Below are 15350 nucleotides of genomic sequence, written 5' to 3' on the forward strand. Positions count from 1 at the left end.
TTACACTCTCCTCTCTAGTATTTACACGATATTAAAGCGACAATTTTCTAGCTTATACCTCGTTTTTGAGCTAATTCACGCAAAGCGGCAATTTCTTGCTGAGTCAGGTCATCCGGTAAGGTGATCGCTAATTCCGCTAAAAGCGCCCCCTGCTGCTGGGGATGTTCCAGATTAGGCATTCCTTTTCCTTTCAGCCGGAACTTTTTGCCGCTTTGAGTTAAAGGCGGAATTTTGAGCAGGACTTCACCGCCGAAAGTCTGAACCCGAACCTCTCCCCCCATAATTGCTTGATAAAAATTAACCGGCAGGGTTACTTTCAAGTCATCTCCATCACGAGTAAAGCGCGTATCCGAAAGGACCGTAATATTTAAATAGAGGTTCCCTGCCGGTCCTCCGGAAGTTCCCGGACCGCCCTGACCCGCTAAGCGCACTTTAGAACCGGTTCGTACGCCTTTGGGAATTTTGGCCTCAATTTGTTTTTCCCCGGTCCGGACTAATCGTTTGGTTCCGTGGTAAGCCTCTTCCAGGGTTACTTCCACTTCGACCTCAAAATCCTGTCCGGCTCTGGCCCTTACCCCTGCAGAACTTCCGCCAAAGCCGAATCCTTGCCCTCCTCCGAAAAGGGTCGAGAAGAAATCCGAAAAGCCTTCCGTGCTGTGAAATCCTCCGGAGCGTGCCGAACCACCGCCGAATATTTCGGCAAAGTCTTCCGGGGACATAGTATATGTCTGCTGGCTCCCGGACCCGGGCTGGGCCTGCCAACGCCCCCAATCAAAATCTCCCCGCCCTCCACGGGTTTGCCATTGCTGATAATCCTGTCTCAGCTCATCATACTTCCGCCGCTTCTCAGGATCGCTGATCGCTTGATATGCTTCCGTAACTTCTTTAAACTTAGCCTCGGCTGATTTATCTCCGGGATTTACATCGGGATGATATTTCTTGGCCAGCTTTTGGTATGCTTTTTTAATAGTCTTTTCATCTGCTTCAGGAGAAACCCCCAGGCTCTGGTAATAATCTTTAAAATCCATAGTTTCACCTCAAATGTTTATACTTATGATTTAATTACGATTTAATGGCTATAGCAAATTATTCAGTCGTCACTCTGTATCGGCGCCTGTTTGGGATATATTGGTTTTATTTTTCCTTGACAATTAAATTATATTCTCTTTTCGAGTGAAGGTCAATAATGGTCAGGAACTTTTTTAAGAATTATTAATTAGGAAAGCATATTTAATAGTAGCGAAAAGGTATGTATTTGAAAAATGATGGTCAAATACATACCTCAATAATAGCGCTCCTTTACAGGCAACTTATTCCCAACTAGTCAACCCCATAATTTCAGGATTCCCGGGTGAAGGACAAAACTAAGCGGTGTGCAGCCCGGCTGTTCGCCGTCGATATCCAAAAGGGCTGTTTCTTCAGACGTAATGACAACGGAGCATCCGCGCCGCTCCATAACTCCAGGAATTTTAAGGTGCTCTCCTTTATAAATTTTCGGCAAATGTTTTAATATGGTCCAAGGTGAAAAATCGCTTAAGATAATAATATCAAATAAACCATCGTCAATTTCAGCCTTGGGCGCGATCATCATGCCGCCGCCAAAATAGCGTCCATTAGCAACTACGATACTGTTGAGCCGTCCTGCAAAACGATCTTTGCCATCTATGACGCAAAGCATTCTTTTATTGCGGTAATGCAATATGCTTAATACCGAGCCTATTAAAAACGATAATTTCCCGCCGAGCCATTTACTTTGCTGATTGACCCGGGCTACTGTCTCTCCACCCAGCCCCACATCTGCAACATTTAAGAAATAGCGACGGGTTCGCCCGTTTTTAGTTTTAAACTGAACTTCCCCGACGTCAATACTCCTTTTATGACCTTGACAGAGGATTTGCAGAAAGCCTTCAATCCCCTTGGGTATTAGAAGAGAGCGAATGAAGTCTCCTCCTGTACCGTGAGAAAGAAGAGCAAGTTCAGCATTGGGATTGATCAGACAACCAGCGGAGAAAAAACCATTAATGACTTCATTCATCGTTCCGTCTCCGCCAACAGAGATGATCTGCTTATAGCCTTCTTGCAAAGCTTGCTGGGTAAGATACGTTGCATCACCCGCTCCAGAAGTATAAGCAAAATCGACACGATACCCTTCAGCTTGTAAACGTTTTAGAAATTCAGGCCAGCGTTTTCTTGTGCAGCCGCCTGCGGAATGCGGGTTTACAACAGCAAACCAAGCTCCCTCATCTGCCATCCTTTAATCTCCCTTGGGCTAGATTCTTGTCGTAAAAAATACATAGATCTAACTTACCTCGGGAGAATTCGACGCTAATTGCACATTATCCTTTAATAAGGGTAGCCTGCTGCCTGAAATCGCTGCAAGAGTTTCTCCTGATGGGCATAATTTTGTGTTTCCAAGGTCATAGTCACACGCACGTAACGCAAAGGCACGCTCAAGTCATAACGCACTTGCTCAACCGTAACGACATTGGCCTGTTCCTCGGCTACAAGATTTAATAATTTTTCCAAGCTCCCGGGCTTATCGGGAAGAACGGTGCGCAATACCATCGAACGACCTATGGTACGCAATCCACGTTCGATAATCTGAGCAAGAAAATTAACATCGATGTTTCCTCCGCTCATCACTAGAACGGTTTTTTGCCCCGCAAGATTAACTTTGCCCTGTAAAGCAGCAGCGAGAGCAACTGCGCCTGCTCCTTCAGAAATACCTTTAGCCCTCTCCAGAAAGGTAAGAATGGCAGCACTGATTTCATCTTCAGTAACGGTGACGATATCATCCACCCAATCTCTGATATGTTCAAAGGTAAGATTGCCGGCTCGTTTAACAGCGATTCCATCGGCAATAGTGTTGGCATTTTCAATCGCCAGCGGATGTCCATGCTGCAGGGCAGCGATCATTGAGGCGGCTTCTGAAGCCTGAACGCCAAGAACGCGTACACCCGGCTTAAGGCTTTTAAGAGCTACAGCAATCCCCGCAATCAACCCTCCGCCGCCGATCGGAACGAGAACCGTGTCGACATCCGGCAGATCTGCAAAGATTTCCAAGCCAATTGTTCCTTGGCCTGCCATAACATCTAAATCGTCAAAAGGATGGATAAACGTAGCACCCGACTCGGCTTGGATTTCTCTGGCTTTTTCATAGGCATCGTCATAAACATTCCCATGGAGAATCACCTTGGCCCCATATCCTTTAGTGGCATCTACCTTAGTCAGAGGTGCTCCCGCAGGCATGACTATAGTGGCGGAAATGCCACCTCGCGAGGCGGCTAAAGCCACTCCTTGAGCGTGATTCCCCGCTGAGGAGGCTAAAACGCCCTTTTTCTTTTCCTGAAGAGTGAGCTTGGAAATTTTATTGGCGGCTCCCCGCACTTTAAATGACCCTGTTTTTTGCAAATTCTCTAATTTTAGGTAGATTTCCGAAGAAGTCATACTGCTGAAACTTCCCGAATAGTTTAAAGGCGTGTGTTGGATAGAGGAACGAATATTGGCATAAGCCTCTTGAATCTGAGTTAATGTTAGTGTCTCCATCATTGATAATCCTTCTTCTTTATTTCTCAGCATTAAGGCAAAATAGGCAGCCCATACTGAGTCAAAAGTTAGTATGTACCTCTGCAGACGCTTTATCCAAACATTAAGGGACGGTCCTTTAACACATTGTCTGTGTTGAAGGACCGCCCCCTTAACCGCTAATAATTATTTGGAACGAATTAAAGAAATACGGCTCATAACATCCTCCCTTATGCGGCCTAAAGCTTCTTGCGCTTCTGCGAAGGTGCTTGCCTTTACAGAAAAATAAAACTTAATCTTTGGCTCTGTGCCCGAAGGCCGAACCATGGCAAAACCGCCTCCGGCAAAAGAAAACCTCAGAACATTTGAACGCGGCAGGGTTAAGGGATACGATTCCCCTGTCAGGAGATTTTTGCCTACTCGTCGTTCATAATCGTCGACCGTTGCAATCGGCATACCACTAAGTTCGGAAATTTCTTCGTGACGCAAGGAGTCCATAATCCGCTCCATCTCTTCGTGACCCTGCAAGCCTTCTAAAGTTATAGATTCTTGAGAATCAAGGAAATAGCCGAACTTTTGATAAATACTATCCAGGACTTCAAAAAGATTGCGCTGCTCAACCCGCTGATAATAGAGAGCTGCTTCCGCCAGAAGAACAGCGGCGATTACTCCATCTTTGTCCCGGACAAAGTTTCCGGCCAGATAGCCATAACTTTCTTCAAAGCCGAATTGAAAGGTACCCCAACCGCCGTCTTCCATCTCTTTTTCCTTTTCGGCAATAAATTTAAAACCAGTCAAGACATTTTCTACGGCAACCTGGAACGATTGAGCAACCACATCGGCCAAGTCTGTAGAAGCCACTGTTTTGATAATCGCCGCATTTTTCGGAAGGATTCCCAGATTCTTTTTTTGCGAAAGAATGTAATAGGTTAATAGTACTCCGATTTGATTGCCTGTCAGCTGAATATAATTTCCGCTCTTATCTTTTAAAACCACAGCGAAACGGTCAGAATCCGGATCAGTCGCTATGAGCAGTTCGGCATTTACTTTCTGTCCATAGCTGCGTGCCAAGTCAAAGGTTGTAGGGATTTCAGGGTTCGGATAAGGGACCGTCGTGAAGTCGGGATCGGGAAGTTCTTGTTCACGGACGACCGTAAGGGAGCTGAAACCCAACTCTGTCAAAGCCCGGCGTACCAGTTTATTGCCTGCACCGTGCAAAGGGGTATAGACAATAGAAAGTTCTTTTCCGTACTGGGCATCAAGATCGGGGTGAAGGGCAAGTCCTTTTACCCTTGAAAGATAGCGGTCATCAATATCCTCCCCGATTATCTGAAGAAGCCCTTGACGTTTCGCTTCTTCCAGCGGCATAGGTTCGATACCTGACCAACTCTCACGGGCTTCGATGCGGGCCAAAATTTCATCGGCTTTTGCCGGGGGGACTTGACCGCCATCTTCCCAGTAAACCTTATAACCATTATAGACTTTGGGATTATGGCTGGCTGTAACAACGATTCCGGCAATCGTCCCAAGCTCCCGGACCGCAAAAGACAGTTCAGGCGTAGGCCGCAAGGCGTCAAAGACATAAGCCTTAACTCCATTTTGAGCCAGAACCAACGCCGCTTCAAGGGTAAACTCCGGGGAGAACCTGCGGGAATCGTAAGCAATCACTACCCCGCGTTTCATCCCCTCGGGTCCATGATCACAAATATATTCTGCCAAGCCTTGGGTAACCTTGCGAATGACATATTTATTCATCCGATTTGTACCTGCAGCCATAATTCCTCTTAAACCACCTGTGCCAAATTCTAAATCCTTATAAAAACGATCCTCAATCTCTTGCTGGTCGCTGATTTGTTTCAATTCCCACCGTGTTTCTTCATCAAAATAGGGGTTTTCCAACCACATTCGATAGCGCTCTTGAAAACTCATAAACATATTCCTCCTAACCGGCATTAAAGAATCATTCACCCTCAACTTTGAGCCTAATCCACAGGTCTTTAATGCCTGAATCTTTTGAGATGAATTTTCCCTATTAAGTGAGTATAGCATACTCCCAAAGGTTAGAACAGCTTGAACATTTCCTGTCTTTTAATCCTGCTTCGACAAACTGGCAGGCATTTTGAGCTATTAAGGCGCTAATAAAATCTGAATCGCTGATCGGACCTCTTCAAAGGCAGTAGGATGATCAAATATTTCCCCTGCTTGATCAACACCGCTATAGAGGCAGGGCTGAAAATAGCGAATATCCAGCATATGAAAAAAGGTTTGAATCGAACGTTCGGCACACTTAAAAACATCAGGCTTCCGAGTTCCGGCAGTGGAAATAAAAATTCCACTTCGTTTACGATCCGGCGGGTTTGCTGTTGGCTGACGATGAAGGTATTTTAAAGCCCAAAATGGCTGCATCCGGTCTAAAAGGATTTTGGTCTGGGCGTTAACTCCCATAAAATAAATAGGAGCAGCGATAACAACCCGATCAGCCTGTTTCAGCTTTTCCTGCAACATGGGAATATCATCTCGAATGACACAAACCCCTTTAGTCGAACAGGCACCACAACCTCGACAAGGGTGAATCTTTAAATCCGCAAGATAAACAAGTTCTGTTTTCCCCCCTAAGGTTTGTGCCGTTTTCAGTCCTTCAAGAAGTAATTGGCTGCTGTTGCTCTTAGGCCTTGGGCTGCAGGCAATGCCAAGTATCGAGAGAGACAAATATACCACTCCAATCTTAACTGTTCTTTCATGCTAAGTATAAACCAAGTACAAAAGCGAGTTTCCTAAATAAGAAACTCGCTTTCAGATTTGGTTCTTGAATGAATTAAAGCCGATCAGGTTACAATTGAGGATTAGAATTCGGGTCAAAATACCGCTCCCTTTCTGTAACTACCTATCTCTTTTCATGAACTGGCCTTCGAGTCTGGGGCGACCTAATTGATTCCAACCCAATTGACTCTAAAATCGCATCAATCATCAATTGTTCTTTTTGTGTCATAGAATTCTCCTTTCCATTTCAGTTGGATACTAATATATTATATACTTTTTTACCAACTATTTCAAGTCAGTTTCTAAACTCTCCTTATTTTTCAGAGACAGCGCAGCAATCGTAACGAAACGACCCCTATTTCCTTAAAATCACCTGACCTTAACAATATATGGTGCGGCAAACAGGATTATGCCAACTTAAAACACATTTCATACTGCTGGGCATTGGGCCGCATTCCGTTAGCCCTGAGTACCGCTACAATCCAATCTTCCGGCTGATTGATCAAGGAAAATCCTTGGCTGCGCAAGTGAAAAGCCGTTGAGATAATTTCCTCGGCGCCAATTGCCGTTGAGCTCCAAATATCCAGCAAGGGAGCATTTTTTTTCGGCGAAAGAAGGATTCCCGCCGTTCCTTCAGAATTTATTAAGGCTGTCAGGTTCCCGTAGCGCTCCAAATAACTTTGACGGCGCTGCCAGGCCGGATTAAATGATGTCAGCTTGCGTTTCGCAAAGTATTGAGACAAGGAAACTTGTTCACAAGAGCTAACTTTAGCAAGCCCGGGGGGAAACTTAATTTCTGAACCGGTGCGGAATATCTGAAGCTGACGAATCCGCTTAAAGCCAACAGACAGATAAACCTTTTGAGCGTAATTCTGAGTTAAAACCTCCAAATAAATCCTTTTAAGTCCAAGACGTGCAGCTAAATCCAGTTGAGAACGCATTAAGGGAGTAAAAAAACCTCTTCCCCGATAATCAGGGGCAATACACGTCCCGGCAATCCAGCCTTCATCACCACTTATCGCTAACAGAGAAAAACCCACTATTTGATTTTGGGTATAAATGGCGACGGAATCCGCCAAAACCACTTGACCAAGGTCCAGCCAAAACTTCATGTGTTCTTGTGTATAAACCATGTCATAATAATAACCCTGCCAACAGCGATTCCAAATTTCCACCATGTCGCCCAATGTTATGTGCTCTAATGTTGTCATCCGTATAGTTTCCATATCTGATTTAAACTCATTTCTTTTCATAAATTTTTAATAATTTGTCACCATCAACATCAGAAATACTTCTCTACGATCAACTGATTTCCTGCTTAATCTCAAATATATCTTGTAGAAGTATTTTCCAGTATAGAGACTTATCTCAAAGAAGAGGTCATTTTTTCTGAAAATAATGGTAAGATATGTTCATGAGATAAAGAAAGGCGGCTCAGCAATGCAAAATTCCAATCTAACCACCGAGGAACTTCAATTTTCTCGGGAACTGCTCCAGTTTATTAATGAAAGCCCCTCCCCCTTCCACACTGTGGAAAGTATCAGAAAAATACTTGAGCCCAGCGGTTTCACTAACTTAAACCCGGAAGATAAGTGGTCCTTGACACCTGGGGGTAAATATTTTGTAACTCGAAATAATTCGGCAATTATTGCTTTTGTAGTTGGTTCCGGGGAACCAGAGACCTACGGATTTCATCTTATTGGGGCGCACACGGACAGCCCAAGTTTTCGGGTCAAGCCCCAGGCGGAGATTTTGCAGGAAGGATACCTCAAACTCAATGTCGAAACTTATGGCGGACCAATTCTTAATACTTGGCTCGACCGCCCCCTTTCTTTAGCCGGCCGGGTTATCTTGCGTGGAACCTCTCCTTTCTGCCCACAAAGTAAGCTTTTCCGCAGTGAACGCCCCTTGCTTGTTATTCCCAACCTGGCAATTCATATGAATCGAAAAGTAAATGAAGGTATTGAATTAAACAAACAAAAAGACCTCCTCCCCTTAATGACTCAAATCAGAGCGGGGCTGCAAAAAGAAGGCGTCCTCATTGAGCACCTGGCTGAAACGCTTGAATGTTCGCGAGAAGATATTCTGGACTTTGACCTTTTCCTTTACAATACTCAGGAAGGGTGTCTCGTTGGCTTACAGGAAGAATTTATCTCCAGCGGGCGGCTTGATGATTTAGCCATGGTCCATGCGGGAGTTGCAGCTTTGACCAAGGCTAAAATGGCTTTACCTACCCAAGTGTTGGCCTGTTTTGATAACGAGGAATGCGGCAGTACCTCAAAGCAAGGAGCGGCTTCTCCATTTTTGGCAAATGTTCTCAGTAGAATCCTTTTGGCACAGGAAAAGGGCCAGGAAGCATATTTCCAAGCCACAGCACGTTCTTTCTTTATTTCGGCAGACATGGCCCATGCTCTTCACCCTAACTCCGGAGAAAAACATGATCCCACACACCACCCTGCCCTCAATGGCGGCCCCGTGATCAAATATAGCGCAAACCAAAGCTACACCACAGATGCTGAATCCGCAGCGGTTTTCATAGCACTTTGCCAAAGTGCCGGCGTTGCTATCCAAAAATTTGTTAATCGTTCTGACGAAAGGGGAGGCTCAACAATTGGACCTATTTCGAGCACGCACCTTGATTGGCGGTCCGTAGACATCGGAAACCCAATTTTAGCCATGCATTCTGTGCGAGAACTAGGAGGGGTCAAAGATCACTTAGCCATTGCCAAAGTCTTTACCAAGTTTTATGAGACTCCGTAACTAGTTTTCAAGAGCTGGCCGGCTCATTTCCCCAAGCTTGTTTGCGCTTTGAGCATTTTTTAAAACTCATAAGTTGTTTGTTTGACAACATTATAAATGAAGTGAGGCAATACTGCTCTGGATGAATGATTGTGCACAGTCACAATGTACTGCCATGACCTGATCATTTGTCGAACTAAGAGGAATGAAAACTGCCACAACCTCCTCAAAATTATATATCTTTTTCCCACTCGACTGGCAGACCAAATAACCCTTCTGATTAAATAACCCTTCAAGTCTTAGCATACCTTGAATACGTCTTGGCAGCGTCTCAGCTCCTGAACACTCCATCCCGTCATCCCCTATCTTGCTGAAATCTAAGCATTGTATCATTAATTTATGCTGCTGAAAATTTCTTTATTATGCTGAGGCGGGGGATTTCCATCATTTCTAGTTTTCAGTTTTCAGGAAAAACTTTGCTGGAAACAAACTGGAAATAAAGCCGGAGAATTGACTTATATTTCTATTTTAGTTATACTTAATTAACTCGTTCGTACTTGTGGATTTGCTCAAACCTTCTCGATTGCCTCAGGCTATGGGAAGATTTTTCTGAACTTCCCATGTAGCGGGTAATAAAAAATCGTGGAGGTATTTATGTTCAGCGACAAAATTTTAAGTTGTAAGGAATGCGGTCGAGAATTCGAATTTACCGCATCTGAACAAGAGTTCTATGCTGAAAAGGGGTTTACTAACGAACCCGGTCGTTGCCCTGAATGTCGTGCTGCCAGAAAAGCACAAAGCAGAAATAACGGTGGTTTTTCCCGTCAGCCACGTGAAATGTTTCCGGCAGTTTGTGCTAATTGCGGAAAAGAAACAACCGTTCCTTTTCAGCCGTCAGGAGATAAACCCGTCTATTGCCGTGACTGCTATCAACCACGTTCACGCAGTAACTGGTAAACTTTTGCTAACTCAATAGCATTAAAAAACCTTTCTAGTTTGAGCTAGAAAGGTTTTTTATTAGCAGGTCCTTATTTTAGATTAACTAATCAAGAACCACAACATTCATAAGCCTACTTAATTTCCACATGGCAAAAATTAAAATAAAGACAACGCATCTTAACGAATCCTATTCTCAATTAGCCTTCTTTGTCTTGTTGTGTAACTTCAAGTTGAATTAATTCGTGATAAAGCTCTTTCTTGCGGTCCGCCAGAAAAAAACTATCCCGCATCGAAGCACGGTCAAAACGGCGTATGCGATTGATTCGCTCCGCTGAAAGAAGTGCCGTAGTTATGCTTTCTTCCAGAAATTCTGTTTGCTCAATTACTTCTCCTTTAGGTCCGATGACTAAAGTCCCTCCGCTGAACTCTTTAGCTTTTCCGTTACTTCCGATCAAATTACAGGCTCCAAGATACACGGAATTGTCATAAGCTCTTGTCCCAAGATAGCGCAGCCAAATCTCTTTACGATCTCCGGCAATTACCGGCGAGGCATGGGGTGCGAAGATAAGTTCGGCCCCTTTTAACGAATAGATAGCCGCCATCTCCGGAAAATGCCAATCCCAGCATATTCCTACCGCAAAATTCATTCCATGAGCCTTAAAAACCGGAAATTTGTCACCGGGTGAAAAAAAATCTTGCTCGCTGCGACCTAAATGAACCTTGCGATAAACCATATCCTCTTTGCCCGGAGATAAGATTACTTGCGAAATATAAGGCTTTTTCTTATCACTAGTCTGCTCAACCAAACCCACCAATAAGGTGATTTTTAAATCTTCAGCGCACTCCCGCAAACGAGATATTCTTGGACTTTGGAGAGAGTCACCAATTTCCGAAGCATCTTGCGGCGAATAACCATCTAAGGCACATTCAGGAAAACATAAAAAAGAGATTTCCTGCTGACTGGCGACCTGAGCGAGATGGGTTATTCTCTTACAATTGAGATCACTCTCTCCGACATAAGATTCCATCTGAACCAGGCCTATCCGGCAATCTTGTTTCATAGTTTATACCTCGTCTTCCACCTCATTAGAACCATTAGATTAAGCAGATAGATCCTTAAATTTTCTTTATTCGATTGCATCCAGCTCATTATAATCTCTGCTCAAAATATTAGTTAATAATCTATGATCATGAAGTAAATCAATTAAAAGACGTTCATCTTTAGTTTGGGTTGTTTGGGCCTGAGCATTCGTCAGGATACTCAAAGGCCGATAAACCGGAGCATCTTGGATCTTTAAGGATTTAAAAATTTTCTGATCGCATTCACGGCGAACTGTAAGAGAAGAAATAATTGTAATTCCTAAACCCGCGGCAACGACTTCCTTAATTGCCTGGGTACTTCCTAATTCCATACTGATATTCAGTTGATCAGGATCAAGTCCTCTCTCTTTTAGGGCCATTTCCATAACTCTGCGCGTTCCGGAACCGTCTTCACGGGTCACTAAACGCTCATGGGGGAGTTCGGCCAAGGTTATGCTTTCTCGGGAGGCCCAAGGGTGAAAATACGGCAGAACAACCACCAGCTCATCTTCCCAGAATTTTTCGACATTTAAATCTTTATGACGGGGGACAGGACCTTCGATCAAGCCAATATGAATCTTTTTTTCCAAAACATCCTGGGAAATCGAATCCGTATTAGCAATCTTAACTTTAAAATCTACGTCAGGATGATTCCTATATAAATAGGCCAAAATGTTAGGAAGAATGTATTCTCCTATGGTCAGCGTTGCCCCCAAATAGATAAGTCCCCTTCGCCCTTTAGCCAAGGCGGCGATCTGTTCTTTGGCATTTAAAAGAATATCCAGAACACTTCGAACATGTGTGTAAAATATTTCCCCTTCTTTCATAAGAGTTACACCTTTGTTAGTTCTGTCGAAAAAGCGAGCACCATACTGATTTTCCAAGTTTTGAATCTGTAAACTAATACTAGGTTGGCTCATATGGAGTTTCTTCGCAGAGAGCGTAATGTTCTTAGTTTCTGCCACTTCTTTAAAGACAAGAAAGTGTTGTTCCATGATGGTTATATCTCCCTCCTAGATTCTTATATATCAATAAAGATTCTTCGCCGATTGCTTACGTTGTCAAAAAAAAGATAAAAAATTATACCGAGTGGCTATCGCATATCTTTATAATACCATTAGCAGAAAGATTCCGCCAGACAATCGAACTATCTTTTCCAAAATGAGCTATCTATACAGAGGTGCTGAATTTAAAAACTCCGCATTACACATGGTTCTGCGGAGCTCTTTTATAATTATTTAAGAGCGGACGTGTTTAGATTACAGAAATTCTATCAAACTAATTCAAATGAGGATTAAAGCGACTCAATTTTGTCCGGCAACCTTCTCAATAGAAGCCCATTTTGTTTGGTTATATTGAGCGGCAAGATGAACCATACGTTCGGCCCAAACCGGACAACCTAAGGCATGAAGGTGATTATAAGAAGCAAAGACATTCTTATAGCAGATTCCATCATGTTGCCCATCAATCCCATGACCGCGTTTAACCAGCAGTCCAAATTTTATATCAGAGGGTAGGTTAATAATCCGCGAATTATGAAACTCATGCCCCTTAATTTCCGTATTTTTTGCAAACCAGGATTGAACTTCGTTAGCTTGCATCAAGGTATAGCCATGACCTTGCGGTTTTGCTTCCATTTGAGTATCAAAAGGAAGCAGTCCAACCATTTCGTAGGTTTGAGCAGCGGTACGTATAGTACGGCCCAAAAACATTAATCCTCCACATTCGGCATAAATCGGCAGACCTTTCTCACCATAAGAGCGGATCTCTTCTCGAATTGTCCGGCTTTTCTCAAGCTCTGCCGCAAATATTTCCGGAAAACCGCCGCCGATATATAAACCATCTAAATCATCGGGAAGTTTATCGTCAGCAAGGGCTTTAATTGGCACAAGATTCGCGCCCAGATGTTGTAAAGCCTCTAAATTTTCAGGATAGTAAAAACTGAAAGCGGCATCTCGAATTACTCCGATTTTAGGGGCAATGCCTTTTGTTTTGAAAACATTGCAGTTAAATGACGATTTCTCAGAGATGTACGGCAGTTCCGGAGCGCTCTGAGCCAATTCGAGGATTAATTTCAAATCAACATGGTCAGCGATTACGTCGGCAAAATAATCCAATAGCTTGTCCGTTTCATTGATCTCACCACTAGTAACCAAGCCAAGGTGACGATCGGGAATCGTCAAATTAACGTCTTTAGGAATCGCTCCAACGACTGGAATTTTGCAGAACTCTTCAATAGCTTCGCGAGCAACTTTTTCATGACGATTCTGCGCAACTTTATTCAGAACAACTCCGACAATTTGTACTTCAGGATCAAAGTGCTGATACCCCATAACCATAGCCGCTATGCTGCGGGTCATGCGAGTCGCATCTACGACCAATAATACGGGAGAGCGAGTTATTTTGGCAATCTCCGCAGTCGAACTGCTCCCTTTCAGATCTGATCCGTCATATAAACCCATAGCGCCTTCTATAATCGTGAGCTTCTTATCTTTAGAATGATTCAAGACAGATTGACACAGTTCTTGACGGTTCATAAAATAGGCGTCTAAATTTCGACTCGTGTTCCCAGCCGCTACAGAATGCCAACTTGTATCAATGTAATCCGGGCCTTTTTTAAAAGGCTGAACCTCAAGGCCTTGACGAGCAAATGCCCTTAATAGACCTAAAGTGAATGTTGTCTTGCCACTTCTCCCTTGGGGTGCTCCAATGACTAAGCGTGGAACGTTTAAGTTACTCGATTCCGGCATAATTGACATATTTCCTGACAACGGCAACATATCATCCACCCTTTCTTGGAGCAATTTGGCATAAAAATATATGGGATTAGGAACAAAATTGACCACCCACCTTCCATACCCAAGAATGCTTGTTCGAATCACCAGCAGAAATAAGGGCATGAAAAGTAGGATGGTCATTAATTTAAATTAAAAATGTTAAGAACATAATCCCATCGATCAACGGTGTATTAATTTGGGGTTTGAACTTTTCCTTTTAAACAAATATACGTGGTCGTAATATAGAGGTACTCAACAAGATCCTCAGCAGTAAGTTCTTTTACAGCGTCGTCTACTTCGCTTTTCTTTGCTCCAATAGCAACCGCTACATCTCTGCTTTTTGCTTTTTGAACTTTGGCAAGATACTCAAGAATTTTGGCCTTAATTTCGGGGTTTGCTGGACCTCTACCCATAAGGCGACACCCCCTATCATTTAATTAATGGCTGATTAGAACTTAAATCCAGCAGCAGTACGGAATGTTTCTCTGGAGAAAATGTAATCATCAATTAACATATCTGAGAAAGGCAAACCGCTGAGGCTGAAGAATTTCTCCCAGCCAATACGCTCAACCCATTCACCTAAACGCTCACCTTTGCGAGCATTGGCAATCCAGAGTTCGAGAATATCACGGATAGCTGAAGAAACTTCGGGCCAACGTGGAGGATTGTTAGGCAGGAAAGGAATTACCATGCGAGAGAAGCTCGGTGCTGTACGAGCATTGGAGACTTTACCACCGATGAGAATTGCGATACCGTCATTTCTCGGATCATAGATCTCCATAGCTGGCGACATAGTGTAGCAGTTTCCGCAATACATACATTTATCTTCATTGACAACAACACTCTTGTTTTTCGGGTCTGGACGAATAGCCCCGGTTGGGCAGCTAGCAACAAGGGTCGGAATCTCAGTGGTTTTACGAAGTTTCTCGTGGTCAATACGAGGAGGAGTACGGTGAACTCCAACGATACCGATATCACTGCAGTGCGTAGATCCACACATATTTAAGCAACAAGCTAAACCCATTTTTAATTTAGCAGGTAACTTCATGGAACCGAAATACTCATATAAGTCATCCATAACCGCCTTAACAACACCTGAAGCATCGGTAGCAGGAGTATGGCAGTGTACCCATCCTTGTGTGTGGATGATATTACTGATAGAAGCACCAGTACCGCCAACTGCGAAACCCTTTGCTTGCAGTTCAGCAAGTAATGGATTAAGTTTGGACTCTTCAGAAACTAAGAATTCAATATTGTTACGGGTTGTAAAGCGAAGATGTCCGTCACAGAATTCATCGGCAATTGCACATACATCACGAATGAAATCAACGCTTACTAAACGAGGAGATCCTACGCGTACACTGTAAAGTGCAGCACCGCTTTCAGCAACGTGTTTGAGCACTCCCGGCTGTGGGATCTCATGATATTGCCACTTGCCATAATTTTCAAGAATTATTGGGGGAAGCATCTCTTTATAATTAGGAGGTCCTTGGTCTAATTTTGCCATGATTATCCACCTCTCATAAGCTA

At 43.6% G+C, this 15350-nt stretch carries 14 protein-coding genes; 2 read left to right on the forward strand and 12 right to left on the reverse strand.

Translation table 11 applies throughout. The annotated features are described in order from the left end of the window. Positions 1-47 precede the first annotated feature (47 nt). The 6 genes from REC12_RS15025 to REC12_RS15050 form a co-directional block, all read right to left on the reverse strand. Complete coding sequence (locus REC12_RS15025) at positions 48-1028, reverse strand: DnaJ C-terminal domain-containing protein (protein ID WP_308895835.1); 981 nt, start codon at positions 1026-1028, stop codon at positions 48-50. Positions 1029-1324: 296 nt separating this feature from the next. Then, positions 1325-2251: a diacylglycerol/lipid kinase family protein gene (locus REC12_RS15030; RefSeq protein ID WP_308895837.1), complete on the reverse strand. Its 927-nt coding sequence runs from the start codon at positions 2249-2251 to the stop codon at positions 1325-1327. A gap of 92 nt (positions 2252-2343) precedes the next feature. After that, positions 2344-3549: a threonine ammonia-lyase gene (ilvA, locus tag REC12_RS15035; protein WP_308895839.1), complete on the reverse strand. Its 1206-nt coding sequence runs from the start codon at positions 3547-3549 to the stop codon at positions 2344-2346. Positions 3550-3711: 162 nt separating this feature from the next. Next, positions 3712-5454 carry a phospho-sugar mutase gene (locus REC12_RS15040; protein ID WP_308895842.1) on the reverse strand — a complete coding sequence of 581 codons (1743 nt, stop codon included), beginning with the start codon at positions 5452-5454 and terminating at the stop codon, positions 3712-3714. A 198-nt stretch (positions 5455-5652) separates the two neighbouring features. Continuing rightward, positions 5653-6234 (reverse strand): flavodoxin family protein, encoded by a 582-nt coding sequence (locus REC12_RS15045; protein WP_308895844.1) that lies wholly within the window; start codon positions 6232-6234, stop codon positions 5653-5655. Between the two features lie 458 nt (positions 6235-6692). Continuing rightward, positions 6693-7496: a GNAT family N-acetyltransferase gene (locus tag REC12_RS15050; RefSeq protein WP_308895846.1), complete on the reverse strand. Its 804-nt coding sequence runs from the start codon at positions 7494-7496 to the stop codon at positions 6693-6695. 229 nt (positions 7497-7725) lie between these two features. Between REC12_RS15050 and REC12_RS15055 the strand changes: the two genes are divergently transcribed. Continuing rightward, the gene (locus REC12_RS15055) at positions 7726-9045 is read left to right on the forward strand and encodes a M18 family aminopeptidase (RefSeq protein WP_308895848.1); all 1320 of its coding nucleotides are present in this window, start codon (positions 7726-7728) and stop codon (positions 9043-9045) included. Positions 9046-9135: 90 nt separating this feature from the next. On the opposite strand, the gene REC12_RS15060 is transcribed toward REC12_RS15055, so the two are convergent. Further along, positions 9136-9375, reverse strand: a complete 240-nt coding sequence (locus tag REC12_RS15060; RefSeq protein WP_308895850.1) for a hypothetical protein — start codon at positions 9373-9375, stop codon at positions 9136-9138. Positions 9376-9678: 303 nt separating this feature from the next. On the opposite strand from REC12_RS15060, the gene REC12_RS15065 reads away from it, so the two are divergent. Further along, a complete protein-coding gene (locus REC12_RS15065) occupies positions 9679-9981 on the forward strand; it encodes a zinc-ribbon domain containing protein (protein ID WP_308895852.1) in 303 nt (100 codons plus the stop codon). 179 nt (positions 9982-10160) lie between these two features. Here the strand turns inward: REC12_RS15065 and REC12_RS15070 are convergent, their stop codons facing one another. The 5 genes from REC12_RS15070 to dsrB form a co-directional block, all read right to left on the reverse strand. Next, positions 10161-11024, reverse strand: a complete 864-nt coding sequence (locus REC12_RS15070) for a nitrilase-related carbon-nitrogen hydrolase (protein ID WP_308895855.1) — start codon at positions 11022-11024, stop codon at positions 10161-10163. 66 nt (positions 11025-11090) lie between these two features. Next, the gene (locus REC12_RS15075; protein ID WP_308895857.1) at positions 11091-12038 is read right to left on the reverse strand and encodes a LysR family transcriptional regulator; all 948 of its coding nucleotides are present in this window, start codon (positions 12036-12038) and stop codon (positions 11091-11093) included. A 309-nt stretch (positions 12039-12347) separates the two neighbouring features. Continuing rightward, complete coding sequence (locus REC12_RS15080; RefSeq protein ID WP_308895859.1) at positions 12348-13823, reverse strand: cobyrinic acid a,c-diamide synthase CobB; 1476 nt, start codon at positions 13821-13823, stop codon at positions 12348-12350. Between the two features lie 188 nt (positions 13824-14011). Next, a complete protein-coding gene (locus tag REC12_RS15085; protein ID WP_308895861.1) occupies positions 14012-14233 on the reverse strand; it encodes a hypothetical protein in 222 nt (73 codons plus the stop codon). A 35-nt stretch (positions 14234-14268) separates the two neighbouring features. Beyond that, positions 14269-15327, reverse strand: coding sequence for a dissimilatory-type sulfite reductase subunit beta (dsrB, locus tag REC12_RS15090; protein WP_308895863.1), 1059 nt, complete (start codon positions 15325-15327; stop codon positions 14269-14271). Between the last annotated feature and the right edge of the window lie 23 nt (positions 15328-15350).

The organism is Candidatus Desulfosporosinus nitrosoreducens (genome assembly GCF_030954495.1).
GTDB lineage: Bacteria > Bacillota > Desulfitobacteriia > Desulfitobacteriales > Desulfitobacteriaceae > Desulfosporosinus > Desulfosporosinus nitrosoreducens.

Bases quoted from the DNA above. Each gene is read 5' to 3' on its own strand.
- REC12_RS15025 (WP_308895835.1), bottom strand. From the start codon at position 1,028: ATGGATTTTAAAGATTATTACCAGAGCCTGGGGGTTTCTCCTGAAGCA.
- REC12_RS15030 (WP_308895837.1), bottom strand. From the start codon at position 2,251: ATGGCAGATGAGGGAGCTTGGTTTGCTGTTGTAAACCCGCATTCCGCA.
- ilvA (WP_308895839.1), bottom strand. From the start codon at position 3,549: ATGATGGAGACACTAACATTAACTCAGATTCAAGAGGCTTATGCCAAT.
- REC12_RS15040 (WP_308895842.1), bottom strand. From the start codon at position 5,454: ATGAGTTTTCAAGAGCGCTATCGAATGTGGTTGGAAAACCCCTATTTT.
- REC12_RS15050 (WP_308895846.1), bottom strand. From the start codon at position 7,496: ATGACAACATTAGAGCACATAACATTGGGCGACATGGTGGAAATTTGG.
- REC12_RS15055 (WP_308895848.1), top strand. From the start codon at position 7,726: ATGCAAAATTCCAATCTAACCACCGAGGAACTTCAATTTTCTCGGGAA.
- REC12_RS15060 (WP_308895850.1), bottom strand. From the start codon at position 9,375: ATGGAGTGTTCAGGAGCTGAGACGCTGCCAAGACGTATTCAAGGTATG.
- REC12_RS15065 (WP_308895852.1), top strand. From the start codon at position 9,679: ATGTTCAGCGACAAAATTTTAAGTTGTAAGGAATGCGGTCGAGAATTC.
- REC12_RS15070 (WP_308895855.1), bottom strand. From the start codon at position 11,024: ATGAAACAAGATTGCCGGATAGGCCTGGTTCAGATGGAATCTTATGTC.
- REC12_RS15075 (WP_308895857.1), bottom strand. From the start codon at position 12,038: ATGGAACAACACTTTCTTGTCTTTAAAGAAGTGGCAGAAACTAAGAAC.
- REC12_RS15080 (WP_308895859.1), bottom strand. From the start codon at position 13,823: ATGTTGCCGTTGTCAGGAAATATGTCAATTATGCCGGAATCGAGTAAC.
- REC12_RS15085 (WP_308895861.1), bottom strand. From the start codon at position 14,233: ATGGGTAGAGGTCCAGCAAACCCCGAAATTAAGGCCAAAATTCTTGAG.
- dsrB (WP_308895863.1), bottom strand. From the start codon at position 15,327: ATGGCAAAATTAGACCAAGGACCTCCTAATTATAAAGAGATGCTTCCC.